Source organism: Ramlibacter paludis (assembly GCF_022012305.1).
Taxonomy (GTDB): Bacteria; Pseudomonadota; Gammaproteobacteria; order Burkholderiales; family Burkholderiaceae_C; genus Ramlibacter; species Ramlibacter paludis.
On record NZ_JAKLTM010000004.1, the window covers coordinates 574,956 to 599,572 of the forward strand.

27 protein-coding genes are annotated in these 24,617 nt (G+C 71.3%); 8 read left to right on the forward strand and 19 right to left on the reverse strand.

The genetic code is table 11. The features are described from left to right. Window positions 1-141: 141 nt before the first annotated feature. The 3 genes from LZ009_RS16485 to LZ009_RS16495 form a co-directional block, all read right to left on the reverse strand. Window positions 142-1,812, reverse strand: coding sequence for a phospholipase D family protein (locus tag LZ009_RS16485; protein WP_275699041.1), 1,671 nt, complete (start codon window positions 1,810-1,812; stop codon window positions 142-144). A 97-nt stretch (window positions 1,813-1,909) separates the two neighbouring features. Beyond that, window positions 1,910-2,578 (reverse strand): Crp/Fnr family transcriptional regulator, encoded by a 669-nt coding sequence (locus LZ009_RS16490; RefSeq protein WP_346730753.1) that lies wholly within the window; start codon window positions 2,576-2,578, stop codon window positions 1,910-1,912. A 197-nt stretch (window positions 2,579-2,775) separates the two neighbouring features. Then, the gene (locus LZ009_RS16495) at window positions 2,776-3,060 is read right to left on the reverse strand and encodes a KTSC domain-containing protein (protein ID WP_275699042.1); all 285 of its coding nucleotides are present in this window, start codon (window positions 3,058-3,060) and stop codon (window positions 2,776-2,778) included. A 26-nt stretch (window positions 3,061-3,086) separates the two neighbouring features. Between LZ009_RS16495 and bla the strand changes: the two genes are divergently transcribed. Continuing rightward, window positions 3,087-3,938, forward strand: coding sequence for a class A beta-lactamase (gene bla, locus LZ009_RS16500; RefSeq protein WP_275699043.1), 852 nt, complete (start codon window positions 3,087-3,089; stop codon window positions 3,936-3,938). Here bla and LZ009_RS16505 read toward each other — a convergent pair. From LZ009_RS16505 to LZ009_RS16535, 7 genes are all read right to left on the reverse strand, one after another. Beyond that, a complete protein-coding gene (locus tag LZ009_RS16505; protein WP_275699044.1) occupies window positions 3,935-4,315 on the reverse strand; it encodes a hypothetical protein in 381 nt (126 codons plus the stop codon). The genes bla and LZ009_RS16505 overlap by 4 nt on opposite strands. 3 nt (window positions 4,316-4,318) lie before the next feature. Next, window positions 4,319-4,690 (reverse strand): hypothetical protein, encoded by a 372-nt coding sequence (locus LZ009_RS16510; RefSeq protein WP_275699045.1) that lies wholly within the window; start codon window positions 4,688-4,690, stop codon window positions 4,319-4,321. A gap of 275 nt (window positions 4,691-4,965) precedes the next feature. After that, a complete protein-coding gene (locus LZ009_RS16515; RefSeq protein ID WP_275699046.1) occupies window positions 4,966-5,310 on the reverse strand; it encodes a DUF4148 domain-containing protein in 345 nt (114 codons plus the stop codon). A gap of 192 nt (window positions 5,311-5,502) precedes the next feature. Continuing rightward, window positions 5,503-5,718 carry a hypothetical protein gene (locus tag LZ009_RS16520; RefSeq protein ID WP_275699047.1) on the reverse strand — a complete coding sequence of 72 codons (216 nt, stop codon included), beginning with the start codon at window positions 5,716-5,718 and terminating at the stop codon, window positions 5,503-5,505. A 110-nt stretch (window positions 5,719-5,828) separates the two neighbouring features. Further along, window positions 5,829-7,349 (reverse strand): tetratricopeptide repeat protein, encoded by a 1,521-nt coding sequence (locus LZ009_RS16525; protein ID WP_275699048.1) that lies wholly within the window; start codon window positions 7,347-7,349, stop codon window positions 5,829-5,831. Further along, the gene (locus LZ009_RS16530; protein WP_275699049.1) at window positions 7,346-8,539 is read right to left on the reverse strand and encodes a M20 aminoacylase family protein; all 1,194 of its coding nucleotides are present in this window, start codon (window positions 8,537-8,539) and stop codon (window positions 7,346-7,348) included. The genes LZ009_RS16525 and LZ009_RS16530 overlap by 4 nt, the downstream gene beginning before the upstream one ends. Window positions 8,540-8,592: 53 nt before the next feature. Beyond that, window positions 8,593-11,250: a bifunctional acetate--CoA ligase family protein/GNAT family N-acetyltransferase gene (locus tag LZ009_RS16535; RefSeq protein WP_275699050.1), complete on the reverse strand. Its 2,658-nt coding sequence runs from the start codon at window positions 11,248-11,250 to the stop codon at window positions 8,593-8,595. Window positions 11,251-11,381: 131 nt separating this feature from the next. Between LZ009_RS16535 and LZ009_RS16540 the strand changes: the two genes are divergently transcribed. Next, a complete protein-coding gene (locus LZ009_RS16540; protein WP_275699051.1) occupies window positions 11,382-11,789 on the forward strand; it encodes a phasin family protein in 408 nt (135 codons plus the stop codon). 27 nt (window positions 11,790-11,816) lie between these two features. Here LZ009_RS16540 and LZ009_RS16545 read toward each other — a convergent pair whose 3' ends face one another. The 5 genes from LZ009_RS16545 to LZ009_RS16565 form a co-directional block, all read right to left on the reverse strand. Beyond that, window positions 11,817-12,650, reverse strand: a complete 834-nt coding sequence (locus LZ009_RS16545; protein ID WP_275699052.1) for a class III extradiol dioxygenase family protein — start codon at window positions 12,648-12,650, stop codon at window positions 11,817-11,819. A gap of 10 nt (window positions 12,651-12,660) precedes the next feature. After that, window positions 12,661-13,026 (reverse strand): protocatechuate 4,5-dioxygenase subunit alpha, encoded by a 366-nt coding sequence (locus LZ009_RS16550; protein WP_275699053.1) that lies wholly within the window; start codon window positions 13,024-13,026, stop codon window positions 12,661-12,663. A 181-nt stretch (window positions 13,027-13,207) separates the two neighbouring features. After that, window positions 13,208-13,504 carry a c-type cytochrome gene (locus LZ009_RS16555; RefSeq protein ID WP_275699054.1) on the reverse strand — a complete coding sequence of 99 codons (297 nt, stop codon included), beginning with the start codon at window positions 13,502-13,504 and terminating at the stop codon, window positions 13,208-13,210. Window positions 13,505-13,515: 11 nt separating this feature from the next. Beyond that, window positions 13,516-13,716 (reverse strand): YgaP family membrane protein, encoded by a 201-nt coding sequence (locus LZ009_RS16560; protein ID WP_275699055.1) that lies wholly within the window; start codon window positions 13,714-13,716, stop codon window positions 13,516-13,518. Then, window positions 13,713-16,187: a cation-translocating P-type ATPase gene (locus tag LZ009_RS16565; RefSeq protein ID WP_275699056.1), complete on the reverse strand. Its 2,475-nt coding sequence runs from the start codon at window positions 16,185-16,187 to the stop codon at window positions 13,713-13,715. The genes LZ009_RS16560 and LZ009_RS16565 overlap by 4 nt, the downstream gene beginning before the upstream one ends. 84 nt (window positions 16,188-16,271) lie before the next feature. On the opposite strand from LZ009_RS16565, the gene LZ009_RS16570 reads away from it, so the two are divergent. Both LZ009_RS16570 and LZ009_RS16575 read left to right on the forward strand, forming a co-directional pair. Further along, window positions 16,272-17,798: a thymidine phosphorylase family protein gene (locus LZ009_RS16570; RefSeq protein ID WP_275699057.1), complete on the forward strand. Its 1,527-nt coding sequence runs from the start codon at window positions 16,272-16,274 to the stop codon at window positions 17,796-17,798. Then, window positions 17,795-18,682 (forward strand): ribose-phosphate diphosphokinase, encoded by an 888-nt coding sequence (locus tag LZ009_RS16575; protein WP_275699058.1) that lies wholly within the window; start codon window positions 17,795-17,797, stop codon window positions 18,680-18,682. The genes LZ009_RS16570 and LZ009_RS16575 overlap by 4 nt, the downstream gene beginning before the upstream one ends. Before the next feature lie 10 nt (window positions 18,683-18,692). Here the strand turns inward: LZ009_RS16575 and LZ009_RS16580 are convergent, their stop codons facing one another. From LZ009_RS16580 to LZ009_RS16590, 3 genes are all read right to left on the reverse strand, one after another. Next, window positions 18,693-19,535 (reverse strand): universal stress protein, encoded by an 843-nt coding sequence (locus LZ009_RS16580; protein WP_275699059.1) that lies wholly within the window; start codon window positions 19,533-19,535, stop codon window positions 18,693-18,695. Window positions 19,536-19,558: 23 nt separating this feature from the next. After that, on the reverse strand, window positions 19,559-20,074 hold the full coding sequence (locus LZ009_RS16585) for a flavodoxin family protein (RefSeq protein ID WP_275699060.1): 516 nt from the start codon (window positions 20,072-20,074) through the stop codon (window positions 19,559-19,561). A gap of 80 nt (window positions 20,075-20,154) precedes the next feature. Next, window positions 20,155-20,925: a hypothetical protein gene (locus tag LZ009_RS16590; RefSeq protein ID WP_275699061.1), complete on the reverse strand. Its 771-nt coding sequence runs from the start codon at window positions 20,923-20,925 to the stop codon at window positions 20,155-20,157. A 202-nt stretch (window positions 20,926-21,127) separates the two neighbouring features. On the opposite strand from LZ009_RS16590, the gene LZ009_RS16595 reads away from it, so the two are divergent. Both LZ009_RS16595 and LZ009_RS16600 read left to right on the forward strand, forming a co-directional pair. Next, the gene (locus tag LZ009_RS16595) at window positions 21,128-21,385 is read left to right on the forward strand and encodes a hypothetical protein (protein ID WP_275699062.1); all 258 of its coding nucleotides are present in this window, start codon (window positions 21,128-21,130) and stop codon (window positions 21,383-21,385) included. 7 nt (window positions 21,386-21,392) lie between these two features. Further along, entirely contained in the window at window positions 21,393-22,049 is a 657-nt protein-coding gene (locus tag LZ009_RS16600) for a hypothetical protein (protein WP_275699063.1), read from the forward strand. 4 nt (window positions 22,050-22,053) lie between these two features. On the opposite strand, the gene LZ009_RS16605 is transcribed toward LZ009_RS16600, so the two are convergent. Further along, window positions 22,054-22,230 (reverse strand): hypothetical protein, encoded by a 177-nt coding sequence (locus LZ009_RS16605; RefSeq protein WP_275699064.1) that lies wholly within the window; start codon window positions 22,228-22,230, stop codon window positions 22,054-22,056. Between the two features lie 137 nt (window positions 22,231-22,367). Between LZ009_RS16605 and LZ009_RS16610 the strand changes: the two genes are divergently transcribed. Next, on the forward strand, window positions 22,368-23,579 hold the full coding sequence (locus LZ009_RS16610) for a serine hydrolase domain-containing protein (RefSeq protein ID WP_275699065.1): 1,212 nt from the start codon (window positions 22,368-22,370) through the stop codon (window positions 23,577-23,579). 60 nt (window positions 23,580-23,639) lie between these two features. Then, window positions 23,640-24,617, forward strand: a complete 978-nt coding sequence (locus tag LZ009_RS16615; protein WP_275699066.1) for an LLM class flavin-dependent oxidoreductase — start codon at window positions 23,640-23,642, stop codon at window positions 24,615-24,617.

The window sequence follows — 24,617 nt, forward strand, 5'->3', positions numbered from 1 at the left end:
TGAGAGGAGCGAGAGCATGCTGGCGAAGCGCAAGCCTGCGGGCGCGACAGAGGTGCGACTTCGTGTCGGACACCTGCCCGCCCGCGTAGGTCCAGGCGCCCTGTCCTGCGCCGTCGTCCCGGCTTCCCGCCCGGACGGTCGCTACAGGATCTCGTCCGGCGCGAACGGCGCGATCACACGGGCGAGGATCTTCTGCAGCGTCGTCGCGCCAGGCTCGTCCGCCGCGTCGCCGAAGCCCGCCCCCGGGGGCGCCTGCCAGGCGAGCCGCTGGCCGCGCAGGACCACGCGGTACGAAGTCCGGTCCATCAGGCGCTGCACGGTTTCGGTGCCGGCCAGGGTGAACGACGCGCTGCGGATGACGAGCGCGACTTCGCTGTTCTTCGCCTGCGAGCGCAGGTCCAGGTTCATCGACCCGATCACCGCGATGCGGCCGTCGATCATCACCGCCTTCGAGTGCAGGCTGGCGCGCGAGGCGCCGCTCGACGAGCCGGCGCCTATCGACCCCATGCCGCCGTGCGCGCCGATTCCCGTCGCCGGCACCGCTTCGCCCGCGCGCAATTCGTGCAGTTCGACCCCGGCTGCCAGCAGTTCCCTGCGATACCGCGCGTACCCCGCATGCGCAGCGGGCGCGTCGTTGGACGCGAGCGAATTCGTCAGGACCCGCACGCGCACGCCCCGCGCCGCGAGTTTCCGCAAGCGATCGGTGATCAGCGCGCCCGGAACGAAGTAGGGCGACACGATCAGGACCTCGCGGCGCGCGCCGTCCACGAGATTCAGCAGGCCGTCGACGACGGTATCGCCGGCGTCCGCTTCGTCATCGTCGGGCGCGATCTTGCCCGGCTCGTCCGCCAGCAGGACGGAGGGCGACCACGTGAGCCGCACGGAGGGCAGGTCGAACGCGGGGCGTCCTTGCCGCGTGACGTCGACGCGCTCGATGCCGGGGAGAACCATGCCTGCGCCGATGGGCGCGGCAATGGGGGGCGGCGCGCCGGCTGGCTCCGCTTCGACGGGTGCTAGGCCCGGCTGCCGTGTCCGCCCGCGCTCCAGCCGGTCGAGTTCGTCCGGTCCGACGAGCGCCTGCATCGGATAGGCGAGTTCATCGTTCCAGAAGCGGTCGAAGCTCGCGGACATGTCGCGCACGATGCGGCCCGCCGCCAGCACGTCGAGGTCGATGAAGTTGCTGGTGGCATCGGCGCCGAAGTACGCGTCGCCCAGGTTGCGCCCGCCGGCGATCCCCATGGAGCCGTCCGCGAGGAACAGCTTGTTGTGCATGCGCTTGCCGATGCTGCCCTCGTCGAACAGGGAGCCGGCGAGATGGCCCAGCATGGACCCGCGCGTGCCCGTCATCGGGTTGAACAGCCGGATCTCGACCCGCGGCTCGAGCGCCAGCCGCAGGACCTGCGCGTCCTTGCCGACCGTGTTGAAGTCGTCGAGCAGGATGCGCACGCGCACGCCCCGGCGGGCGGCTCGCCCGAGCTCCTCGAGCAGGAGCTCGGTGCTGTGGTCGGCATGGATCGCGTAGTACTGCAGGTCCAGCGTGTGGCGGGCGGCACGGATCAGCGCGACGCGCGCGGCGTAGGCGGAGTCCACGTCGGCCAGCCACAGGAAGCCCGAATCGCTACGCGCATGCTCCGGTCGCAGCCGTTGCGCGACAAACTGCCCCATTTCCGTCTGCTCCGGCGCGGCCAGCGTGAAGGACGATGCGCGGTCGACGTTCGGCGGCAGGCTGGAACAGGCGGCCAGCACGCCGGCGGCCACGATCGCGAGGATGCGGTGCAACAGCCGGCAAGGGCGCGGTGGCGGGAAATGCATGGGCCGCCGACTGTAGCGCCGGATTCGCGGCGCGACTGCCCGGTAGCGTACAGTCCCGCGCGCGCCGGCTACAGCGCCGGAGGGCCCCCGGTGAATTTCACCGGCACGGCAGGACGACCGTCGGGATGTCCTCGACGTACTTCATCACCTGCCTTTGCGGCAGGTAGTGCAGCAGGAGGTCGGTTTCCTTCTTCACCACGGCGTAGCACTCGCAGCTCATGGCTTCGAGCCGCCCGCGGTCGAGCACGGTGATCAGGCCGCGGTCGTAGGAGATCACGCCCAGCTGCTCGAGCTTGGAAGCGGAACTGCTCACGCCGGAGCGTCGCACGCCGAGCATGTTGCTGATGAACTCCTGCGTCATGGTGAGCCGGTTTCCGGACAGCCGGTCCATCGACAGCAGCAGCCAGCGGCACAGCTGCTGGTCGATGGTGTGGTGGCGGTTGCAGACGGCCGTCTGCGCGACCTGCGTGATGAGTGCCTGGGTGTAGCGCAGCATGAGCTGGAGCAACTCGCCGTGGCGGTTGAATTCCTCGCGCACGCGCGCCTGCGGGAGTCGGTAGGCGTGGCCCGCGCTTTGCACGATGGAGCGGGACGGCGTGCTCTCGCCGCCCATGTAGAGCGTGATTCCCAGCAAACCCTCGTTGCCGACCACCGAGATCGCGGTGGACGCACCGTTCTCCATCAGGTACTGCATGGAGATGATCGAGTCGGTGGGGAAGTAGACGTGCCGCATGGGCCGCCCGCCCTCGTACATCAGGGCCCGCAAGGGCAGTTCCGCCAGTTCGAGATGGGGAAACAGGCGGCTTTGGACAGCAGGCGACAGGGCCGCGAGGAGGTGGTTGGCCGTGGGCCCGGGGTCGTGCCCGTGTGCGGATGGATTCGTGATGGTGGATCGATCCTATGCCTCTCCCCATTGCTGAGCTGTAGGAGAGCACCGGGTTCGGATCCCGGGGCGGCCTTCGCTCACTCCCCGGTTGCGTCCCCGCCGCCGAACAGGTCGCCGAGCTTCTTCGCCGCGCCGGGATCGGCGCTCGACGTCATCGGCCGGCCCTTGGGATATTCCTCCGCGATGCGGTCTTCCCAGTAGGTCGCGGGATTGGGCGCGGCGCACAGGCGGCGGAACACTTCCTGCGGCACGTGCTTGTACGCCAGCACCGACTTGTTCTCCCAATGCAGGTCGAGCTGGCGCGAGGCCGGGTCGTAGTCGGCCTTGCGGATGCGGCCGCTGGTGAAGGTCTTGGTGGGCATGGGGACAGTCTAGTATCGTCGGGGCCGTGATCAACCGCCGCCACTTCCACCTCCAGCTCGCCGCCCTCGCCGCCGCTGCCGCCCTGCCCAGCCATGCGGAGGACAGCGCCTGGGAGGCCCTGGAGCGCGAAGCCAAGGGACGCCTGGGCGTCGCCGTGCTGCGCGCCGGCGGCGGCCTCGAAGGCCACCGCCTGGAAGAGCGCTTTCCCATGTGCAGCACCTTCAAGTGGCTGGCCGCCGCGTACGTCCTGCACCGGGTGGAGATGAACCAGGAGCGGCTGGAGCGGCGCATCCGCTTCACGCGCGACCAGCTGAAGGCCTACTCGCCGGTCACCTCGCGGCACGTGGGCGGCGACGGGATGACGGTGCGAGACCTCTGCCACGCGGCCATCACCGAAAGCGACAACACGGCGGCCAACCTGCTGCTGGCCAGCTTCGGCGGTCCGCAGGCGCTGACGCGCTATGCGCGCTCGGCCGGCGACGACGCCACGCGCCTGGACCGCTGGGAGCCGGCGCTGAACGAAGCGAAGCCCGGCGATCCGCGCGACACCACGACGCCGCGCGCCATGGCCGGCGTGCTGCATGCGCACCTGATCGGCAACGCGCTGGCGCCGCCCGGCCGCGAGCAGCTGGCCAAATGGCTGCGCGCGTCCGAGACCAACCACCTGCGGCTGCGCGCGGACCTGCCGGATGGCTGGACCATGGGCAGCAAGACCGGCACCGGCGCGCACGGCACGACCAACGACGTGGGCATCTTCTGGCCGCCGAACCGGCCGCCCATCATCGTGGCGGCCTTCCTCACGCAGACCAAGGCGCCGGAGGCGGTGCGCAACCGGACGATCGCGCAGGTGGCGAAGCGCGTCACCTCGGCGCGCTAGCATTCGGTGCTGCGCACCGGCTGCTCCTGCCCCAGCCACTTGAGCGCCGCGACGCGGTCGTTGTAGAAGATGCGGTAGTTCCCTTCGCCGAAGGCCAGGCGGGCGAAGTAGGCCAGGCGGCTGTCGGGCACCACGATCGCGCGGCGCAGGCCCATGGCGCGCCGGTCCTCATCGAGCTTGCGCTGCAGGGCCGCCAGTTCCACGGCCGGCGGATTCAGCGCCAGCACGTCGAGCAGGACGCGCGGACGCCGCGCTTGCGCGGTGAGTTGCAGCACCTGCTCCTGCAGCTGGCGTAACAGGGCTTCGGAGGCATCGCCCCACAGTCGGGCGGCGATCACGTCGCCTGCCTGCTCGACCCAATGACCGGATTCGGACACGGCTCACTCCGCCTGCGCCGCCATCTTGATGGCACCTCGCGTGCCGGTGGCCTGCTCCCAGCCGGCGACCTGCGTGGGCGTGGCCGCCCAGTCCGTACCGTAGACCCGCGGGCCGTTGCGTAGCATGGCGAGCGCGGCGCGCGCGGCGGGCACGTGGCCTTCGTCGGCCAGCTCGGCGAAGCGGCCGTAGGCGGCGGACCAGCGGCCGAACTTGTGCAGCCGCACCGCTTCGCGGAAGCGCGCGTCCTGCGCCTCGCGCGAGGTCGGCGCGACGCCCGTTTGCAGCGCCGGCTCGATCCATTGGGCCTGGGCAGCAGCGCAGCAGGCAAGCAGGGCGGCGGCGAGGACGGTGCGCAGGGAAGCGATGCGGTGCATGGCGGTCTCCTTCAATGAGTGGAAGCAAGGTTAGGCAGGCACGCGCGCGGGCGAAGTGCGATTTCGTACGGGAAAGCGCAGGGAGTCGGGCCGCGTGCGCAACAAGCCGCGGTTCGGCTGCGCGCTCACCACGGCCTACCAACGGCCGCAGGCGCTGCCCTCGTAGGCCGTGGTGAGGAACGAACCGCGGCTGCCCCGGATCGCGAAAAAAAAAGCGCCGCAATCGCGGCGCCTGGGAAACGCCCGCGGGTGCGGGCGAGGAGACAACGGGTGCTTCAGCGGGCGGCGGCCACGCGGATCGGTTGCGGCATGTCGCTGCGGGCCAGGTACACCGAGCCGCTGTCTTCGCCGTTCAGCGCGGCGACGTGGTCGCGCTCGGCGGTGTAGTCGGCCGTGACGTCGGCGCGGCTGCGTTCGCTGCGGAAGCCGGCGAGCTGGTCATAGTCCGGCGCCCAGGCGCCGGTGCCCGCGGCGCGGGCCTGCTGCATCTCGGCCCGCACTTCGGCGCGGGTGAGCGTCGAGACGAACTGCGTCGGCTCCAGCGTGATGTCGTCGGCGAAGGCAGTGCCGGCGGCGGCAGCGGTGGCGAGGACGAAGGCGAAAGCGATGTTGCGGTTCATGGTGATTCCTTGGAAGGTGAATCGTTTGCTGGATCGTCGGCTGCGCATCCGACGCCATGAACTCTAGGCAAGGCCTTGCGCCATGCATGTGCGGGAACGCACCGCGACCTTCAAGTCGCGGCGCGGAATGCAACGGATTGGGTAGGGGCGCGGATGCGCGCCGCCTAAGGGAGTTTCCTAGCGCGTGTCGGCTTATTCGGCAGCGACGAGGTCGCCCATGGCAAACACGGAGACGGGGATGCGGCCGGCGAGTTGCTCGGCGCTGTGGGTCATCCAGCTGAGTTTCTTCAGTTCTTCCACCTTGGCCAGGCGCTCCTGTTCGAGCTCCTTGGGGGTGAGGTCAGCGGCGTCCTCGATCAGGGTCACGATGGTGTCGAGGTCGGCGGCCGGGGTCAGGTTCTTGGGCATCCCTCGAGTGTCGCCGTTTCCGAGTGAAAACGCACGCAGAGACCCGGAGAGACCGCAGGAATGAGTCGGCGGACTTGACAAGCGCGGTGGGGTCGCTCCGCGAACCCACCCTACGAGGAAGCGAGGTCGAACCAGGGCCGCGTACGGTCGTGCCAGGCGTCGACCGCAAGCACCTGGCCCGGCTGCAACTGCACCGGGTCGCCGAAGCCGTACACCGTGTGCTGCCAGTTCGACACGCGGCGCTGGCGCGCCGGATGGTTCTCGAACACCACGCCTTCGCCCAGCTCGATGCGGATCCACTGGATCACGCCGTAGCACGCGCCGGCCTGCGTCGCCGCCAGTTGCAGTCGCTTGCGCTCCGCCGGATAGCTGGAGCGGCCCTGGAAGTCGAAGCGGAAGGCCTCCACGGGCTGGCTCAGCAGGAGCGGTGACAGGTCTTCGCGGTACAGCGGCCGCTTGCGCGGGTGGATCGCATTGAACTCGCGCAGGTCGAAGCCGAAGGACTGGTCGACGTGCAGGTGCTTGCCCAGGTCCTCGCCGCCCACCAGCGCCACCATGATGCTGGCCGCCGAGGGCAGGATGCGCCCGCCGGGCTTCAAGAGGCGCGCCTTGGCGTCCTCGATGGCCGGCAGCACGAACTCGCCGATCAGTTCGCTGGAGAAGATCTCGTGCACCAGCAAGTCGGCTTTCGCCGGCAGGTCCGCGCCCACGCGTACCTCGGTCGAAGGCTTGGACAAGACGGTGACCCGGTCCTGCAGGCCGTTGCGCGCCACGATCTTCGCGGCCGTCTCGGCGACCAGGGGAACGGCTTCGCAAGTGACGACCTTTTCCGCCCCGAGCCGCGCCGCCATCATCGCCAGCAGGCCGGAGCCCGCTCCGATCTCGAACACCAGCTGGCCGGGCACGACGGCGGCGCGCAGGCCGTCGTGGAAGGCCTGGTTGCGCTCCTGCTCGTTCATCATCGGCACGTGCCACAGCGGCACCTGCTGCGACAGCACCCATTCGGCGCCCAGGCGCGCCGTGAGGTTGCCGGGATCGGCCCGCAGCACTTCGCGGCACAGCGCGATCGCGTCCTGGCCGCGGCCGATCTCCAGCAGGCGCACGGTCGCCTTCTTCAGCGTGGCGTCGTCGCGCGGATCGAGCGCCAGCGCGGCGCGGTCGTGCACCGCGCCCTGCGCGCCTTGCGCGGCGTCACCGCGCGCAGCCTGCCGGCGCGCCAGTTCGCTCGCCAGCGACGGATCGAGCGCGATGGCGCGGCGGGCGGAGGCCATGCCTTCCTCGAAGGCCTGCAGCTCGAACTGGCATTCCGCCAGGCTCGCCCAGCCGCCCGCGTCCCCCGCGAAGGATTCGGTGTAGGCCCCGAATGTCGTCGCAGCCTCGGTGAAGCGGCCCAGTTCCTTCTCGCACATGCCGATGTTGAACAGCAGGTCCGCATCCGGCTTCCGTGGATCGCGCAGCGCCTGCAGCAGTTCGAGCGCGCGCGCGAACGAGCGCGTCATCACGTGCATCATCGCCAGCGTGCGGCGCGCATCCGCGCGGCCCGGCTCGCGCGTGGCCAGCGCTTCGAGTTCGGCGATCGCCTCGGCCTGGCGGCCGTCGCGGAACCGGCGCTTGATGGCGTCGAGGCTCATGCGCGCGCTTGCGCGAACCACTCGCGCGCCAGCCGGTCCCAGAAGGTGGCGCCGCGGCCCAGGTTGTCGTCGTTGAAATCGTAGGCGGCGTTGTGCAGGTTGATGCCCGGCTTGCCGTCGGGCCCATTGCCGATGAAGCCGTAGGCGCCCGGCACCTGCTCCAGCATGAAGCCGAAGTCCTCCGCGGTCATGGCGGGCAGCACGTCGAAGTGTGCGTTGCCTGCGCCCACGACCTCGCCCATCACCCGGTTCATGAAGCGCGCTTCCTCGGGATGGTTCACCGTGGTCGGGTAGCCCGGCTTGATGATCACTTCGGCGCTCGCGCGGTGCGCCTGCGCCACGTGCGTGCTGATGCGCTCCATGCCCTCGACCAGCAGGTCGAGCGTGGCCTGCCCCAGCGTGCGGCAGGTGCCGTAGATCACGGCTTCGTTCGGGATGATGTTCTCCACCGTGCCGGATTCGATCTTGCCGACGGTCAGCACCGCGCTGTCGAGCGGATCGACGCTGCGCGAGACCAGCGTCTGCAGCTGGCCGACGATGCTGCAGGCCACCGGGATCGGGTCGACCGTGGTGTGAGGCTGCGCCGCATGGCCGCCCTTGCCGCGCACGCGGATCTCGAAGCGAATGGCGGACGCCATGATCGGCCCGATGCGCACGCCCATCTGGCCGGCCGGCAGCGCCGGCCAGTTGTGCAGCGCGAACACCGCCTGCACCGGGAAGCGTTCGAAGAGGCCGTCGTCCATCATCTTGCGCGCGCCGGCGCCGCCCTCTTCCCCAGGCTGGAAGATGAAGTGCACCGTGCCGTTGAAGTCGGGCTTCTGCGCGAGCAGCGTCGCGCCGCCCAGCAGCATGGTGGTGTGGCCATCGTGGCCGCAGGCATGCATCAGGCCCGGGCTGGCGCTGGCGTAGCCGAACTGGTTGAGCTCCTGCACCGGCAGTGCGTCCATGTCGGCCCGCAGGCCGATCGCGCGCTTGGGGTCGCCGGCATCGGGACCGGTGCCGCGCAGCGTGGCCACCACGCCGGTGCCGCCCATGCCGCGGTGGACGGGCAGGCCCAGCGCCTGCAGCCAGGCGGCCACCTGGCCCGCGGTGCGGGTCTCTTCGAACTTCAGCTCGGGATGGGTGTGGAGGTCGCGGCGAAACTGGATGAGCTTGCCGATGTAGGGGGTGACGTCTGGGGAGGCTTGCATGCACGCACCCGGCGGCGCGTGGAGTGCTCGCCGGGGACGACGATCTTAGCCGCTCAGGCCAGGCGCAAGCGCAGCCGCACCGTGCCTTCGGTCTCCGGAGAGGTCTCGAAGCCCTCGCTGCGGGCCAGCGCCAGCATGCCGGCGTTCTCCTGCAGGCATTGCCCCACCACCTCGGCGGTGCCGCGCGCGCGCAGGTAGGCGAGCAGCTTGCGCAGCAGCGCGCGGCCGAGGCCGCGCCGCTGCCAATCCGAAGCGACCTGGATCGCGAACTCCGCCACCACGTTGTCGGGGTCGCAGACGGCGCGCACTTCGCCGGCGATGCGCTCGCCGTCCAGCGCCACGAAGGTCATCTCGCGTTCGTAGTCGATCTGGCAATAGCGCGCGAGTTCGCTGGACGGCACCGAGCGGCGCGACAGGAAGAAGCGCAGGCGCAGGTCGGCGGGCTCGGCGCCGGCATAGAAAGCGGCAAGCCGTTCGCCGTCCTCGGGCCGGATCGGCCGCACCGGCAGCTTGCGGCCGCCCGCGTCGATGCTCCCCTCCAGCTCGGAGGGATAGGGCCGCAGCGCCAGCCGGTCCTGCGCGTCGGCGGCGGCATCCCGCAGGCGGATGCGCGCATCGATCGCCAGCACGCCGTCGGCATCCGCGAGCAAGGGGTTGATGTCCAGTTCGGCGATCCAGGGCAGGTCGACGGCCATCTGCGCCACGCGCAGCAGCGTGTCCACCACCGCCGCCTGGTTGGCCCCGGGCTGGCCGCGGTACCCGCCCAGCAGCCGGCCCGCCTGCGTGCGCGCCACCAGCTCGCGCGCGAGCGTCGCATTGAGCGGCGGCAGTTCCATGGCGGTGTCCTTGCGCACTTCCACCGCGGTGCCGCCGGCGCCAAACAGCACCAGCGGGCCGAACACCGGGTCGCTGGCGATGCCCACGATCAGTTCGCGCGCGTGCTTGCGCGTGGCCATGGGCTGCACCGTGAAGCCCGCGAAGCGCGCGGGCGGGCGGCAGCGGGCAATCGCCTGGCGCATCAGCATCGCCGCCTTGCGCAATGCGTCGCCCGACGCCAGGTTCAGCGCAACGCCGCCGACGTCGGACTTGTGCACGATGTCCGGCGACACGATCTTCAGCGCCACCGGGTAGCCGAGGTCGGCCGCCGCGTCCAGCGCCTCCTCCAGGTCGCAGGCCTTGCGCGTGCGCAGCACCGGGATGCCGTAGGCCGCCAGCAGCGCCATGGCCTGGTGCGCGTCCAGCCATTCCTGTCCGCCCGCCAGCGCGTCCTCCAGCACGTCGCGCACGGCCGCCCGGTCGGGCCGGATGGCGCCGGGATGCGCGTCGGGCAGCTGCAGCAAGGCGGCCTGGTTGCGGTGGTAGTGCACCAGCTGCAGCCAGGCCTCGACCGCTCGCTCCGGCGTCGCGTAGCAGGGCTGGCCGCCGCGGGCGAAGGCCTCGCGCGCGGCCTGCACCGCCGGCCCGCCCAGCCAGCACGCCAGCACCGGCTTGCGCGCTTCGCGCAGCAGCGGCAGGCAGGCTTCGGCGATCTCGGCTGCCGGAACGATCGCGGTCGGCGCATGCAGGAACAGCACGCCGTCCACTTCCGGCGCGGCCAGCAGCAGGCGCAGTGCATCGCCATAGCGGGCGACCGGCGCGTCGCCGATGATGTCCACCGGGTCGCCATGGGACCACCCCGGCGGCAGGCAAGCGTCGAGGGCTTGCAGCGTCGCGTCCGACAGCTCGGCCAGCGTGCCCTGGCGCAGCGCCAGCGCATCGGCAGCCAGCACGCCGGCACCGCCGCCGTTGGTGAGGATCGCCAGCCGCTCGCCCACCCAGGGCCGCGGATGCGACAGCGTCTGCGCCGCATCGAAGAGCGCATCCAGGCTGTCCACCCGCAGCATGCCGGCGCGCCGCACCGCGGCCTCGAAGACCGCGTCGGAGCCGGCCAGCGCGCCGGTGTGCGAGGCCGCGGCGCGCGCCCCCTCGGGCGCCCGGCCCGCCTTGACCAGGATCACGGGCTTGTTGCGCGCGGCCGCGCGGGCCGCCGACATGAACTTGCGCGCGTGCCGGGCCGATTCCATGTACATCAGGATGGCGCGCGTGCCGGCGTCGCTCGCCAGGTAGTCGAGTACGTCGCCGAAGTCCACGTCGGCGCTGTCGCCCAGCGAGATGAAGTGCGAGAAGCCGATGCCCTGGCCCTGCGCCCAGTCGAGCATCGCGGTGGCGAGCGCGCCGGATTGCGTCACGAAGGCGATCTCGCCAGGGGCGGCGCTGCACGGCGCGAAGCTGGCGTTCAGGCCCACCCCCGGGACCAGCGCGCCGATGCAATTGGGACCCAGGATGCGCAGCAGGAAGGGCTTCGCCGCGTCCAGCATCGCCTGCTCCAGCGTCGTGGCGCCGTCGGCGGTCTTCTCCTTCATGCCGGCACTGAGCACGATGGCGGCCCGCGTGCCCTTGCGGCCCAGCTCCGCGATGAGCCCGGGCACCGTGGCCGCGGGCGTGCAGATCACCGCCAGGTCGGGGGCGGCCGGCAGCGCCGCCACGCCGGGCAGCACCTCCATGCCGTCGACCTCGCCGCGATGCCGGTTGACGGCCCACAGCGGCCCCGCGAATCCGCCGGCGCGCAGGTTGCGCAACACGATGGCGCCCAGATTGCCCGGCCGCGCGGACACGCCGACGACGGCGACCGAACGGGGAGTGAAGAGGCGGTCGAGGTTGCGGATGCTCATGGCGGTTCCTGCGCGGAGACGGGATGGCCTGAGCGTAGGCCTCGCAAGTCCGGGGCGGTTGCGGCAGATCAATGCGCCCGCGCGCGGGCTGCCCAGAATCGAAGCTCCACAAAGCGCGAAGGGAAAGAACCATGGCCTCCAGGAATGCCACCGCAACCCGCACGCCCGCCGGCACGGCCACGCCGACGCCCGTCAACCGGCTCGCCGAGCTCGGGCAGCAGCAGATGGCCGTCTTCACCGACAGCAGCGCGGCACTGCTGCGCGGCTTCGAGGCGATGCGCAAGATCCAGGACCAAACCAGCCAGCAGATCCTGCGCCGGCATGCAGCCACGCCGCAGGCAGGCAAGGGCGCCACGCCGGGCTTCGACGTGATGGCGGCGCAGGCCGCGCTGCTGCAGCAGGATCTCGCCGACACTGTGCGCTGCTGGCAGGACCTGGTGGGAGAGGCGATCGAGATCCACACCGAATTGCTCGGCTGCAGCGCCCGCCTGGTGAACACCGAAGACGTGTTCGCCGCGGCGCGGTTCGTTCACGCCTGAAAGACCGCGGTTCCCGAGGCGGCCCGCTTACGCGGGCTCCAGCGCCATCATCCCGGCGGCCGTGTTCGAGATCGGGATGTGGTAGTTGCCGTGCACCTTGCGCACCGGCCCGGGCACGGCCGCGCGCGCAGCCAGCCACATCAGCAGTTCGATGCCTTGCGTGCCGGCCTTCTCCACCAGCTCGGGAATGCTGAACTGCGCGGCCCATTCGGGATCGTCCACCAGGCTGTCCATGAACTGCAGGTCGAACGGCTTGTTGATGAAGCCCGCGCGCGCGCCATCGAGCTGGTGGCTCAGGCCGCCGGTGCCGATCACGACCACCCGCTGGTCGCTGTCCCAGGAAGCGATCGCCTCGCCCACCGCCTTGCCGAGCGCGATGCAGCGGCGCGCGCTCGGCAGCGGGAACTGCACCGTGTTGATCGCGACCGGCACGGTGGCGACCGGGCAGCCCTGCGGCCAGAACAGCTTGAGCGGCAACGTGAAGGCATGGTCGACCAGCATCTCCTGGCAGCTGGTGATGTCGAATTCGCGCTCCACCAGGTGCTCGATGAGGTGCCAGGACAGCCCGGGCTCGCCGCGGAAGGGCGGCAGCGTCGGGATGCCCCAGCCCTCGTCGGCGTTGCGGTACTCGGCGGCCGCGCCCACGGCGAAGGTGGGCATCTTGTCCAGGAAGAAGTTCAGGCCGTGGTCGTTGTAGAAGACCACCGCCACGTCCGGCCGCACCGCATCGAGCCAGCGGTGCACCGGCGCGAAGCCGTCGAAGAAGGGCTTCCAGTAGGGCTCGCCCTGCACGCCGCGCGCCATCGCGCCGCCGAGGGCCGGCACGTGGGAGGTGGTCAAGCCGCCGACGATCGTTGCCATGTGCGTCTCCTCAGGCTTGCGGCCGCGCGGGCTGCTGGTTGTGGCGCACGAGCATCGCCTTGAATTCCTCCTTGGCCATGCCGGTCTGGGCCGCGCCGAGGTCCTGCACGTCGAGGCCGAAGATGCCCGCGAGCTTCGCCAGATAGTAGACGTTGCCGCCGGCCGCCAGCAGGCCGGCCACGTCGCGCTCGCGGACGGCGCGGGCCTGCGGCTCGTCGAGGCCATAGCGGCGCATGTAGCCATCCTCGTCCCGGCGGAAGGCTTCGCGGTTCTCCGCGCTGTTGAAGGAGAAGCACATCTTGTTGAGCGCGTAGCCCTTGCGGGCCTGCACGCCGTCGAACAAGGTGGTGCCGGGGATGGCCGCCGCGTCGCTCATGGTTCGTCCTCTGCAAAAAACCTGCGGCCAGTCTGCGGCGCACGCGGCACGCGCCGACTGACGCAGGTCAAACACCGGCGCGATCGGCGCTCCTGCATTCGACCACCACTCCAGCGAGGAATCTCCCGTGAGCAACAGAGGGCCGGCGCCCGTGGCACCGGCAGGACCGGGCACGCCGGCCTCACGGTTGCACCGCACGGGCCACCGGCGCGGTGGGGCGGGGAAAACCGTAGATGGTGTCGTTGAGGTGCCGCGCCACCGCGTCGATGTCTTCCGCGCTCCACGGCAGGCGGGCCTCGCCCTGCCAGCGCCGCACCTGCGCCCGCAACGAATCCCAGTCGCGCGCCTGGTGCAAGGTGCGCCAGTGCATCTGCTCCGTGTGGCATTCGATGCAATGGTTGGAATACAGCAGCCGTCCGCGCTCGGCGTCGGGCTCCTGCGCGACTGCGGCCCCTGCCAGCAGGAGGAGGCAGGACATGAGCAGCGGTTTCATCCCCGCCTGCAGGTGTGGATGCCGAGCACCTGGTAGGCCGGGCAGTAGCGGAACATCGCCGTCGCCAGCGGCACCACGCCCAAGTAGCCCCAGGCGCCGATCACCCCGGTGCCGGCCAGGAAGATCAGCACGAAGCCGAGCGCAAAGCGCAGCCACTGGTCGAGGCTGCCGACGTTTTCCTGGAAGACGGATTTCATGGCCTGCTCCTTGCGGGATCCTCGTGATGCTTTCCAGTATCGGCCGCCGCCGCCGGCGCGGGCGGCACGCCGAACTGCAGCAGCGAACGCAGCGGCGGCCAGGCGATCGCGGCGCCGAGGGCGAGCGCCGCCCCGCCTGTGATCCAGAAGAGCGCGCGCTGCGCCGGCTGGCGGCGGCCGTGCGGGCCGGTGTTCACCCATACCAACATCAGGTTGCCCGCAGTCAGCCCCACCACCGCCAGCGTGCGCGCCTGCTCGGCGTCGAGCGCCTGCAGCGCGCCGGCGTAGACGGCCAGCACCACGGCCAGCAGCAGGCCGCCTTCCAGTACGCCCTGCCGCAGCATGGTCCTTCCGAGCAAGGCCTCGCGCGCCGGCCGCGGCGGCCGCCGCATCAGGCCGTCCTGTTCGGCGACCCCCTCGAAGGCGAAGGAGCACATCGGGTCGATCACCATCTCGGTCAGCACCACGTGCGCCGGCAGCAGGATGGGCGGCAGCCCGAACAGCAGCGGCAGCAGCGCCAGCCCCGCGATCGGGACATGGACGGCAACGATGTAGGTCATCGCATGGCGCAGGTTGTCGAAGGTGCGCCGACCCGCGCGCACGCCGGCCACGATGCGCGCGAAGTCCTCGTCCAGCAGCACCAGCCCGGCGGCTTCGCGTGCGACGTCGGTGCCGCGCCGTCCCATCGCGATGCCGATGTGCGCGGCCTTCAGCGCCGGCGCATCGTTGACGCCGTCGCCCGTCATCACCACGGTCTCGCCGTTGGCCTGCAGTGCCTGCACCAGCGCCAGCTTCTGCTGCGGCAGCACGCGGGCGAAGACGCGCACGTCGCGCACCGCGGCACGCAGCGCCTGCGCATCCATGCGCGCGAGCTCGGCGCCCGTCAGCGCGCCGGCGCCGACGGGGATGCCGGCCTGCGCGGCGATGGCCAGCGCCGTCGCCACGTGGTCCCCGGTGATCATGACCACCGCGATGCCGGCTGCGCGCGCCTCGGCCACCGCGGCCGGCACGCCCGCGCGCAAGGGATCCTCGAAGGCAACCAGCCCCAGCAAGTCCAGCGGCAGGTCCTGCTGCTGCGCGGCGAGGCCGGCGGCCACCGCGCTGCCACGCGCCACGGCCAGCACCCGCAGGCCCTGGCCGGCCAGTGCTTCGGCCTCGCGCAGCAGCGCCGCCCGCGGCGCGGGCGCCAGGCGGCAGAGGTCGGCGATCGCTTCCACGGCGCCCTTGGCTGCCAGTTCGATGGAACCCTCCGGACGCCGCCAGGCATGCGACATGGCCGGCAGTTCCGGCGTCAGCGCGTACTCGCGGCACAGCTCCCAGTCCGCATGCAGCTGCGGGGCGGCGAGGCGCGCATCGCCTTCGGCCAGGAGCGCCTGGTCGAGCGGGTCCGCACTGCCGCGGCGCGATGCGAGCACTGCGTATTCGAGCAGGCTGCGCGCGGACGGCGGCAACGCATCCCCCGCGGTGAGATCCAAGTCGGCGCCGCCGCTCGCCAGCCGCCGCAGGCGCTGCCGGTTCTCCGTGAGCGTGCCGGTCTTGTCGACGCACAGCACCGTGGCTGCGCCCAGGGCCTCGATCACCGCGGGCCGGCGCGCCAGCACCTGCAGCCGCGCCATGCGCCAGCCGGCCAGGCCGATGAAGATCGCGAGCACCATCGGGATCTCTTCCGGCAGCATGGCCATCGCGAAGGCCAGCGCTGCCAGCACGCCTTGCAGCCAGTCGCCGCTGCGCAGGCCGTACCACAGCACCAGCGCGGCGCTGAGCGCGAGCGCCAGCACGCCGAACCAGCGCACCAGCCGGCCCACCTGGCGCTGCAGCGGCGTGGCCTGCGTCTCGATGCCGGCCAGCGAGCCGCCGATGCGGCCCATCTGCGTTCGCGCGCCGGTGCCGGTGACTTCCGCCACGCCATGGCCGCCGACCACCAGCGTGCCGGCAAAGACGTGCGGGGAATCGTCGCCACCGGGCACCGGCTCGCCCGCCGCCGGGCCCGTGCGCTTGCGCACCGGCGCCGACTCGCCGGTGAGCAGGGATTCGTCGACCTGCAGGGCGCTGGCTTCGCGCAGCAGCGCATCGGCGCCTATGCGCTCACCCTCGCCCACCAGCATCCAGTCGCCCGGGACCAGCTCCGTGGCCGGCATGCGCACCGTGGCGCCGTCGCGCAGCACGCGCACGTGCCGCACGGCCAGTTCGCGCAGGGCCTGCAGCGCGCGCTCGCCACGGTACTGCTGCAGCATCACCAGGCCGACCGAGACGACCGCGAAGAAGGAGAGCAGCAGGCCCTCGCCGAGGTCGCCGATCGCGAGGTAGAGCGCCGCGGCTGCCAGCAGCAGCAGGAACATCGGCTCGCCGGCCACTGCGGCCAGCACGTGGCGCAGGCTGTGGTCGCGCGCTTCCGCCGACTCGTTGCGGCCGAAGCGGGCGAGCCGCTCGCGGGCTTCATCCGTGGTCAATCCCTGCGCGGCGCTGTTCATCGACCCGACTGTAGGCAGGCCGCCGGGCCGCCGCTTGACCTGCATCAAGACCCGGACCGCGGCGGGGTCTAGAGTGGGCTGGCAATGGATTTCCCACCGCCCGCGACCGTCTCCAGCCAGCTGCGCCTGCGGCGGCTGGGCATCGACACCTACCAGGAGCCGGTGCTCTACATGCACCGCGACGACCCCGTTTGCCGCTCGGAAGGCTTCGAGGCCCAGTCGCGGGTGGAGATCAGCCTGGGCGAACGCAGCGTCATCGCGACGCTGAACGTCGTCCACGGCGGCTTCGTCGCGCTCGGCGAGGCCGCCGTGTCCGAAGCCGCCTGGCGCTCCTTGCGCGGCGAGGAAGGCACGCCCGTGCGGCTGCGCCATCCGCCGCCGCTGGAGTCGCTGGGCCACGTGCGGGCCAAGGTCTACGGCCGCAAGCTGACCGAAGGCGCACTGCGCGCGGTGATCGGCGACGTCGCCGCCGGCCGCTATTCGGAACTGCAGCTTGCCGCCTTCGTGACGGCCTGCGCCGGCGACCGGCTCGACCTGGAGGAGACCGCCTCCCTCACGCGCGCGATGGTCGATGCGGGCGAGCGCATCACCTGGGAGCCGGGCGTGGTGATGGACAAGCACTGCGTGGGCGGCCTGCCCGGCAACCGCACGACCATGGTGGTGGTGCCCATCGTCGCGGCCTGCGGGCTGCGCATGCCCAAGACTTCGTCGCGCGCGATCACTTCACCGGCCGGCACGGCCGACACCATGGAGACGCTTGCGCCCGTGGACCTCGACGTGGCCGCCATCCGTCGCACGGTGGAGCGCACCGGCGGCTGCATCGCCTGGGGCGGCTCGGTGCGCCTGAGCCCGGCCGACGACGTCCTGATCCGCGTGGAGCGGCCCCTGGACCTGGACAGCCAGGGGCAGCTGGTCGCCTCGATCCTGTCGAAGAAGGCGGCAGCCGGCGCCACCCACGTCCTCATCGACATGCCGGTGGGCACCACGGCCAAGGTGCGCAGCCCGCATGCCGCGCACGTGCTCACCCACCAGCTGAAGGAAACCGCGCGCGCGATCGGTCTCCAGCTGCACGTGGTGCACACCGACGGCTCGGCGCCCATAGGCCGCGGCATCGGCCCGGCGCTGGAGGCACGCGACGTGCTGGCGGTGCTGCGCCGCGAGCCGGGGGCGCCCCACGACCTCGCGCAGCGCGCGCTGCTGCTGGCCGGGCAGCTGCTGGAATTCGGCGGCGCCGCCGTGGCCGGCGCCGGCGGCGCGCTGGCCGCGCAGGTGCTGGCCGACGGCCGCGCCTGGCGCAAGTTCCAGGACATCTGCGAAGCCCAGGGCGGAATGCGCGAACTGCCCGTCGCGGCCTACCGGCATGTGGTGACCGCGCCGCGCAGCGGCTCCGTGCAGGCGATCGACAACCGCCGGCTTTCGCGCATCGCCAAGCTCGCGGGCGCGCCGCAGGCGCAGGCCGCCGGCATCGACCTGCACGTGCGCAACGGCGACTTCGTCGAACGCGGCCAGCCGCTGTTCACGCTGCATGCCGTCTCGCCCGGCGAACTCGCCTATACGCTCGCCTACGCGCAGGCTCAGATGGAAACCGTGCACATCATGGAGGACGCGTGAACCCGCTGGTGCTGAGCCTGCCGGGCGCCGCCCCGCTGGGCGCCGCACTGGCCGAACGCCTGCGCTGTCCCGCGGTCGGGATCGAGGTCCACCGCTTCCCCGACGGCGAGAGCGGCGTGCGCCTGCCCGTGCCGGTCGAAGGCATGCGCGTCGTGCTCGCGGCGCAGCTGGAACAACCGGACGGCGCGACCTGGCCCCTGCTCTTCGCCGCCGATGCGGCGCGCGAGCTCGGCGCGGTGCAGGTGGGCCTGGTCGTGCCCTACCTGCCTTACATGCGGCAGGACATGCGCTTTTGCGCCGGCGAAGCGATCACCTCGCGCAGCTACGCGAAGCTGCTGTCGCGGGCCGTCGACTTCCTGGTCACCGTCGACCCGCACCTGCACCGCTGGCGGCGCCTGGAAGACATCTACGACGTGCCCGCGCGCGTGGTCCCGGCGGCGCCCGCCATCGCCGGCTGGCTGGCGCGCGAGGCGCCCGGCTGCATCCTGGTGGGGCCCGATGCCGAGAGCGAGCAATGGGTCGCCGACGTTGCGGCACGGGCCGGCGTGCCCTTCGCCGTGCTGCGCAAGGAGCGCCTGGGCGACCACGACGTGCGCATCCAGCTGCCGTCCGGTGTGTCGCCCGCAGGCCGCCTTCCGGTGCTGCTCGACGACATCGTCTCCAGCGGCGGCACGCTGGTGGCCGCGGCCGCCGTGCTGCGCGAGTCCGGCTGGCGCGCGCCGCTGGCGGTGGCGACGCACGCGCTGATCGGGCCGGAGGGCGTGGAGGCGTTATGCCGGGCCGGCATCCGCCGCCTGGTCAGCTGCGACACCGTGCCGCATCCGAGCAATGCGATCGGCGTGCGCGGGCTGCTGGCCGAGGCCGTGGAGGAATTGCTCGCCTGAAGGCCGCGGCCTAGTGCGCCATCAGCACCGGCAAGGTCATCGCGTCCAGCACGCTGCGGCTGGCGCCGCCCAGCACCCACTCCCGCGCGCGGCTGTGGCCGTAACAGCCCATGACCAGCAGGTCGGCGCCGAGATCGAAGGTGCGCGAAAGCAGTGCCTCGCCGAACGACGCGGGTGCCGGTCCGCCGTGTTGCCAGTCGACCTCCACGCCGTGCCGGTGCAGGTAGCCGCGCAGGTCGAGCCCGGCGCCCTCCACCGCTGCCGCCGGCTCCTCGGACCAGCACAGCACGTGGACCTTCTTCGCCCGCTGCAGGAGGGGCAGCGCCGCCGCCACGGCCCGCGCCGCTTCGCGTGTTTCCTTCCACGCGATCGCCACCGTCTCGCCCAGGCGGCCGGTGCCGCCGACGTAAGGGACGACGATCGCCGGGCGGCCGCTGGCGATGATCACCGCCTCGGCGAAGTCGGGCGGCACCGAGGCCGCCAGCGGGTCGCCAGGATGGCGCTGGCCCAGCACCAGCAGGTCGGCGAACAAGGCCTGCTGCGCGACCACCGCCTCGATCGGGAACTCGATGGCTTCGCTCCAGGCCACCGGCGCGCCCGGCGTGCGCAAGGTCTCGTCGAACATCTTGTGGGTGCGCTCCCGGCGTTCGTCTTCGATCGCGGCCAGGGCCTCGGCCATCGAAGGCACCATCTCGGGCGCGTAGGGCAAGCCGACGAAGACGGGCGTGGTCGCATACAGCGCGGCCAGTGCCGCGCCCTGCTGCTCGGCAAGTTTGCGCGCAAAGGCCAGGCGGGCCGGCGCAGCGACGCCCGGGTCGAGATGCACGAGGATCTGCTGGTAGCTTGCGGTCATGGTCTTGCTCCGGAAGGGAAAGCTCAATCCATCGGCAGCACCGACGGGAAGTGATGGACGGTCGGCTGCGGCACCGGCCTTTCGTCCAGCCGGCTGCCGAAGTCGACCAGGTCCGCCGTCGCCGTGCCGTCCTCGATCCCGCCCGCCGTGAAGGCCCCGGCGCGGATCAGGCCATGCCCGAGGATGTGGGACAGCTCGCGGAACACGTTGGGGGCGCCGCCCGAATTCATCGTGCAGATCACGCCGGCCCGGGGCAGCTTCTCCCGGTACTGCGTGGCAAAGGTGCGCATCGGGCCGGCCAGCCGGTACGCCCAGACGGGCGTCATCAGGACGACGTTGCGGAACCGGCCCGGATCCGGGCCTTCATAGCGGATGGGCGGATGCCTGCGCAGCAGGGAGTCGAACACGCAGCGCCAGGTGGCGCGGGGCTCCACATCGGTGACCTCGCCCAGGGCGAAGTCGTGCTGGGACGCCAGCAGGCGCGCCGCGCGCCGGGTGACGCCGGTGTACGAATAGAAGACGACCAGGGTGCTGTCCATGTGCGTTCTCCTCAGCCTGTCGATGCAGTCTGGAGGAAAACGCCGGCGCCGGTTTGCGCCAGGTCAAGGACAGCGTGCGGTCAGCCGATGGGGACGTCGAACGAGCCGAACTGCTGCTGCGGCGTGCGCGTCTCGGGCAGCACGTAGACGTAGGCGCCGTACTTGCGCACGGTCGGCCAGACGACGCTGCTGTAGAACTTGGGCGGCACGTTGATGCAGCCGTTGGAGATCTTGTTGTCCTCGGGATCGGGCGTGGCCATGCGGTCGCCGCGGCGTTCGGCGGCCGACACGCTGTGCATGCTGTGCATGGACAGGGAATTCTTGTAGTCGATCCAGATGATGTTGGCGCCGTGGTTGTTCTTGCCCGGCTGCGCCAGGAACTTGCCGGCGGGCGTGTTCTTCTCTTCTTCCTTCAGCTTGGAGATCGGCTTGTTGCCCACGGGGTGGACGGCATCGCCGGGCGCCAGGCCGAGCAAGACCGGCGAGGTGCTGTTCGAGACCAGCTTGCCCTTGGGGTCGAACACGTAGACCTGCGCGGACTTCTTGTCGACGAGCACGAAGGCCCGGTTGCCGGCGTTGTGCGTGTACGAAACCCAGTTGGCCACGTGCTTCACGTCGGCCGACGGGGTGACGGCGCCGAAGTCGGCCAGCGGGCCGGGTTTCTGGGGCTTGGCGGCGGCCTTGGCCGCCGGCTGGGGCTTCTTCGCGGAGGTCTTCTTGGCGCTGGCCTTGGCGGCCTTGGCAGGCGCGGCGGGCTTGTCCGCCTTGGCTGCGGCTTCGGGGGTGGCGGCGAAGGACGGCGCCGCCAGGGCGGCCGCCAGCAAGGCCGGAACGAGGAAAGTCGTCTTCATGCACCGACCTTAAGGGCCCGGCCGGCCGCCCGGGTGCGACCACGGCGGCAGCGCTTGTAGGAGGGCCGCGTCCCGCTTCCCCCGCGATTTTCGACGGTTCGTCGCGCCGCCCTGCAGTTCGTCGCACTCCGCTCGCGGCCCGGCGGCCCCGTCCCTAAAGTCCACCCCATCGCGCCACGACCGGCGCAACAGGAGAGAGAAGATGACCACCACGACCGCCGCCACCACCCGCCAACCCGCCCTGCAGCCGCAGTTGTCCGCCATCGCCCGTTTCGGCACCGCCGTCACCGTGGCCGCCCTCCTGGCGAGCGCCTGGGTGCTTGCGGAGAGCGCCAGCCACCAGGCCGTGCGCAGCGCCGCGGCCGCCTTCTCGGGCGAGTCGCAGCAAGCCGGCGCCGCGCCGGTCCTACGCGCCGCCGCCGCCCAGGCCCACATCCAGCGCGGCCGCACCGGCGCATAAAGGCCGGATGCGCTCCGCGCTCGATTTCAGTTCCTGGCACTCGCTGCTCACCACCCTGCTCGGCCTGGCGGTCGTGACGCTGATCATGGTCGGCGTCCGGCTGCTGGTGATGCAGACGGTGCAGCGCCGGCGCGAACGCGAGAACCGGCAGATCAACGAGCGCCTGCGCACGCTCATCGCCGCCTACAAGACGCTCGGCGGCTCCTTCACCGGCAACCTGTCGGTCGACCCCAGCCACCTGAAGGACCTGGCCACGCCCGCGGCCGGCTCCGAGCGGCGCCGCCGCATCCGCGACGCGGTCGAAGCCGCCCTCTCCGACATCATCCTGCTGGGCACCGCGGACCAGGTGCGGCTGGCGGTTGCGGCGGCCAACGACCTAGTCGCCGGGCGCCACGTGGAAACCGGTGAGCTGGTGGTGGCCTTGCGCGAGTTCATCCGTGAAGCGCTGGACCTCGAACCGGTGGCCGGACTGGCCGTGCCGCGGCAGGGCCCTGCGCGCATCGCAGCGGGCGGCGCGCGCGGCGGCGTCCGCGCTTCAGGCGCGGAAGGCCGCAACGGCGGCGGTGGACGCGCCGGAGGTGGCGGAGGCGGCAGTTCCGGGCTGGGCGGCGGGATGGCGGTCGGCGGCCTCGGCATGGCCGCCCACCACGACGCCGATCAATAAGCGCCTACTCTTTCGGCGTCTTCGGTTCCTTGGGATCGGCCGCCAGTTCCTTGCGGCCCTCGCGCGCCAGCCGCGCCGTTTCCTCCAGCACCTTGTCTTCGGAAGCCGCGGGGATCGGTTCGTCCTCGCGCAACTTGGGGTCGTTCTCCGCTTCCTGGCTGCGCTGGTTTTCGGTCGGCATGACTCTTCTCCTGGAGTGGAGCCCCGATTGTTGGGGTCGCCTGCGCGACGCGCGTAGTCGGGGCCCCTTGCTCGGCGTCGGAGACGGACTACCGCGCGGGTTCACAATGCGGCCATCGCCACGGTCGAGGAGAGTCCATGCAGGCCAGGAAGATCGCATTGGGGTTCGTTGCCGTCGTCGCCGTTGCGGCGGCCGCCGGCTGGTTCAGCCTGGACAAGGAGACGCGCGGGGTGCTGGCCACGCTGCCGACCAACAAGGACCTGCTGTTCTGGAATCAGGACCAGCGCGACGCCGCCTTCCGCGCGCTCGACCACTTGACCCTGGTCGCCAAGAACCACGTCGTGCCGGCCGGCCCCGCGCCCTCGCCGCTGCCGCCCGGCCCGCCGCTGGCGCTGCCGGTCGACGTCGACGCCTTCATGGCCGGCCAGCGCAGCGCCGCCGTGCTGGTCGTGCACGACGGCAAGTTGCGGCTGGAACGCTACGGCCTCGGCTTCGATGCGAGCGGACGCTGGACCAGCTTCTCGGTGGCCAAGTCCGTCACGTCGATGCTGGTCGGTGCCGCGTTGAAGGACGGCTACATCCGGAGCATGGACGACAAGCTCACCGACTACATCCCCGAGATGAAGGGATCTGCGTATGAGGTCGTGACCGTTCGCCAGCTGCTGACGATGACCTCCGGCGTGCGCTGGATCGAGAACTACAGCGACCCCACCTCCGACGTGGCGCGCTTCAACAACCACAAGCCCGAAGACGGCGTGGACGCGCTCGTGAGTTACCTGCGCCAGCTGCCCCGCGCCGCGCCACCGGGCACCCGCTGGAACTACAGCACCGGCGAAACCAACCTGGTCGGCATCCTCGTCGCGCAGGCCACGAAGAAGCCGCTGGCCACCTACCTCTCGGAAAAGATCTGGGTGCCCGCGGGCATGGAGCAGCAGGCCACCTGGATCCTGAGCCGCACCGGCAAGGAGATCAGCGGCTGCTGCCTGCAGGCGACGCCGCGCGATTACGCCCGCTTCGGCCAGTTCGTGCTGGATGGCGCCAAGGTGAACGGGCAGAGCATCGTCCCCGACGGCTGGCTCACCGAGGCGACGACCTCGCGCGTCTCCATCGACCAGCCGGGCCGCGGCTACGGCTACCAGTGGTGGACCTGGGACGACGGCACCTTCCGCGCCATCGGCATCTTCGGCCAGGGCATCTTCCTCGACCCGAAGCGGCGCCTGGTGATCGTCACCAACGCCAACTGGGCCGGCGGCGCCCGCGACAGCGAAGCCGCGCGCAAGCGCGACGCGTTCTACAAGGCCGTGCAGAAGGCGGTGGACGACGAGGCGACGAAAGCGAAGTCCCCGTAGGCCGTGGTGACGCAGGAAGCGCGGCGCCCATGAAAAGGGCAATCGGGCCAGAATCGGCCGATGATTCCGTTGTCCGTCCTCGACCTCGCCCCCATTGCCGAAGGGCAAGACGCTTCCCAATCCTTTCGCAACACCCTTGCACTCGCCCAGCATGCCGAGCGGCTGGGCTATCGCCGTTACTGGCTGGCCGAACACCACGGCATGCCGGGGATCGCGAGCGCGGCGACCTCGGTGCTGATCGGCCACGTGGCCGGCGGCACGAAGACGATTCGCGTGGGCGCGGGCGGCATCATGCTGCCGAACCACTCGCCGCTGGTGATCGCCGAGCAGTTCGGCACGCTCGAGGCCCTGTACCCCGGCCGCATCGACCTGGGCCTGGGCCGCGCGCCGGGTTCCGACCAGGTGACCGCGCGCGCCTTGCGCCGCACGCTGCAGACCGATCCCGACGAATTCCCGCGCGACGTGGTGGAGCTGATGGACTTCCTGTCCGACGAGCCGCGCCAGTCCGTGCGCGCCGTGCCGGGCCGCGGCGCCAAGGTGCCGATCTGGATCCTGGGCTCCAGCCTGTTCGGCGCGCAGCTGGCGGCGATGCTGGGCCTGCCTTATGCCTTTGCTTCGCACTTCGCGCCGCAGCAGATGCTGGAGGCGATCGAGGTCTACCGCGCCAACTTCAAGCCCTCGGCGCAGCTGGCCAGGCCGTACGTGATGCTGGGCTTCAACGTGATCGCCGCGGACAGCGATGAAGAAGCGGCATTGCTGGCGACGTCGCTACAGCAGGCCTTCGTCAACCTGCGCAGCGGGCGGCCGGGCAAGCTGCCGCTGCCCAAGCCGGGTTACCTCGAGTCACTGGGGCCGCAGGAGCACGCGCTGCTGGCGAGCGTGTTGTCGTGTTCGGCGATCGGTTCGCCCGACACCGTGCGGCGCGGGCTGCAGGCTTTCGTGGAGAAGACCGGCGCGGACGAATTGATGGTCACGTCGCAGATCCACGACCACGCGGCGCGGATGCGGTCGTACGAGATCGCGGCGTCGGTCGCGTGA

Excerpts from the sequence above, each read along its gene's own strand:
- LZ009_RS16550 (WP_275699053.1), bottom strand. The coding sequence starts at position 13,026 with ATGAGCGACGCGGCGGCCATCCCCGGCACCACCTTGTTCGACGGCGTG.
- LZ009_RS16520 (WP_275699047.1), bottom strand. The coding sequence starts at position 5,718 with ATGCCCAAGAACCTGACCCCGGCCGCCGACCTCGACACCATCGTGACC.
- LZ009_RS16610 (WP_275699065.1), top strand. The coding sequence starts at position 22,368 with ATGCAGGCCAGGAAGATCGCATTGGGGTTCGTTGCCGTCGTCGCCGTT.
- LZ009_RS16615 (WP_275699066.1), top strand. The coding sequence starts at position 23,640 with ATGATTCCGTTGTCCGTCCTCGACCTCGCCCCCATTGCCGAAGGGCAA.
- LZ009_RS16535 (WP_275699050.1), bottom strand. The coding sequence starts at position 11,250 with ATGAGCATCCGCAACCTCGACCGCCTCTTCACTCCCCGTTCGGTCGCC.
- LZ009_RS16590 (WP_275699061.1), bottom strand. The coding sequence starts at position 20,925 with ATGAAGACGACTTTCCTCGTTCCGGCCTTGCTGGCGGCCGCCCTGGCG.
- LZ009_RS16560 (WP_275699055.1), bottom strand. The coding sequence starts at position 13,716 with ATGAAATCCGTCTTCCAGGAAAACGTCGGCAGCCTCGACCAGTGGCTG.
- LZ009_RS16555 (WP_275699054.1), bottom strand. The coding sequence starts at position 13,504 with ATGTCCTGCCTCCTCCTGCTGGCAGGGGCCGCAGTCGCGCAGGAGCCC.
- LZ009_RS16570 (WP_275699057.1), top strand. The coding sequence starts at position 16,272 with ATGGATTTCCCACCGCCCGCGACCGTCTCCAGCCAGCTGCGCCTGCGG.
- LZ009_RS16515 (WP_275699046.1), bottom strand. The coding sequence starts at position 5,310 with ATGAACCGCAACATCGCTTTCGCCTTCGTCCTCGCCACCGCTGCCGCC.
- LZ009_RS16605 (WP_275699064.1), bottom strand. The coding sequence starts at position 22,230 with ATGCCGACCGAAAACCAGCGCAGCCAGGAAGCGGAGAACGACCCCAAG.
- LZ009_RS16485 (WP_275699041.1), bottom strand. The coding sequence starts at position 1,812 with ATGCATTTCCCGCCACCGCGCCCTTGCCGGCTGTTGCACCGCATCCTC.
- LZ009_RS16585 (WP_275699060.1), bottom strand. The coding sequence starts at position 20,074 with ATGGACAGCACCCTGGTCGTCTTCTATTCGTACACCGGCGTCACCCGG.
- LZ009_RS16595 (WP_275699062.1), top strand. The coding sequence starts at position 21,128 with ATGACCACCACGACCGCCGCCACCACCCGCCAACCCGCCCTGCAGCCG.
- LZ009_RS16545 (WP_275699052.1), bottom strand. The coding sequence starts at position 12,650 with ATGGCAACGATCGTCGGCGGCTTGACCACCTCCCACGTGCCGGCCCTC.
- LZ009_RS16525 (WP_275699048.1), bottom strand. The coding sequence starts at position 7,349 with ATGAGCCTCGACGCCATCAAGCGCCGGTTCCGCGACGGCCGCCAGGCC.
- LZ009_RS16530 (WP_275699049.1), bottom strand. The coding sequence starts at position 8,539 with ATGCAAGCCTCCCCAGACGTCACCCCCTACATCGGCAAGCTCATCCAG.
- LZ009_RS16510 (WP_275699045.1), bottom strand. The coding sequence starts at position 4,690 with ATGCACCGCATCGCTTCCCTGCGCACCGTCCTCGCCGCCGCCCTGCTT.
- LZ009_RS16540 (WP_275699051.1), top strand. The coding sequence starts at position 11,382 with ATGGCCTCCAGGAATGCCACCGCAACCCGCACGCCCGCCGGCACGGCC.
- LZ009_RS16565 (WP_275699056.1), bottom strand. The coding sequence starts at position 16,187 with ATGAACAGCGCCGCGCAGGGATTGACCACGGATGAAGCCCGCGAGCGG.
- LZ009_RS16495 (WP_275699042.1), bottom strand. The coding sequence starts at position 3,060 with ATGCCCACCAAGACCTTCACCAGCGGCCGCATCCGCAAGGCCGACTAC.
- LZ009_RS16600 (WP_275699063.1), top strand. The coding sequence starts at position 21,393 with ATGCGCTCCGCGCTCGATTTCAGTTCCTGGCACTCGCTGCTCACCACC.
- LZ009_RS16580 (WP_275699059.1), bottom strand. The coding sequence starts at position 19,535 with ATGACCGCAAGCTACCAGCAGATCCTCGTGCATCTCGACCCGGGCGTC.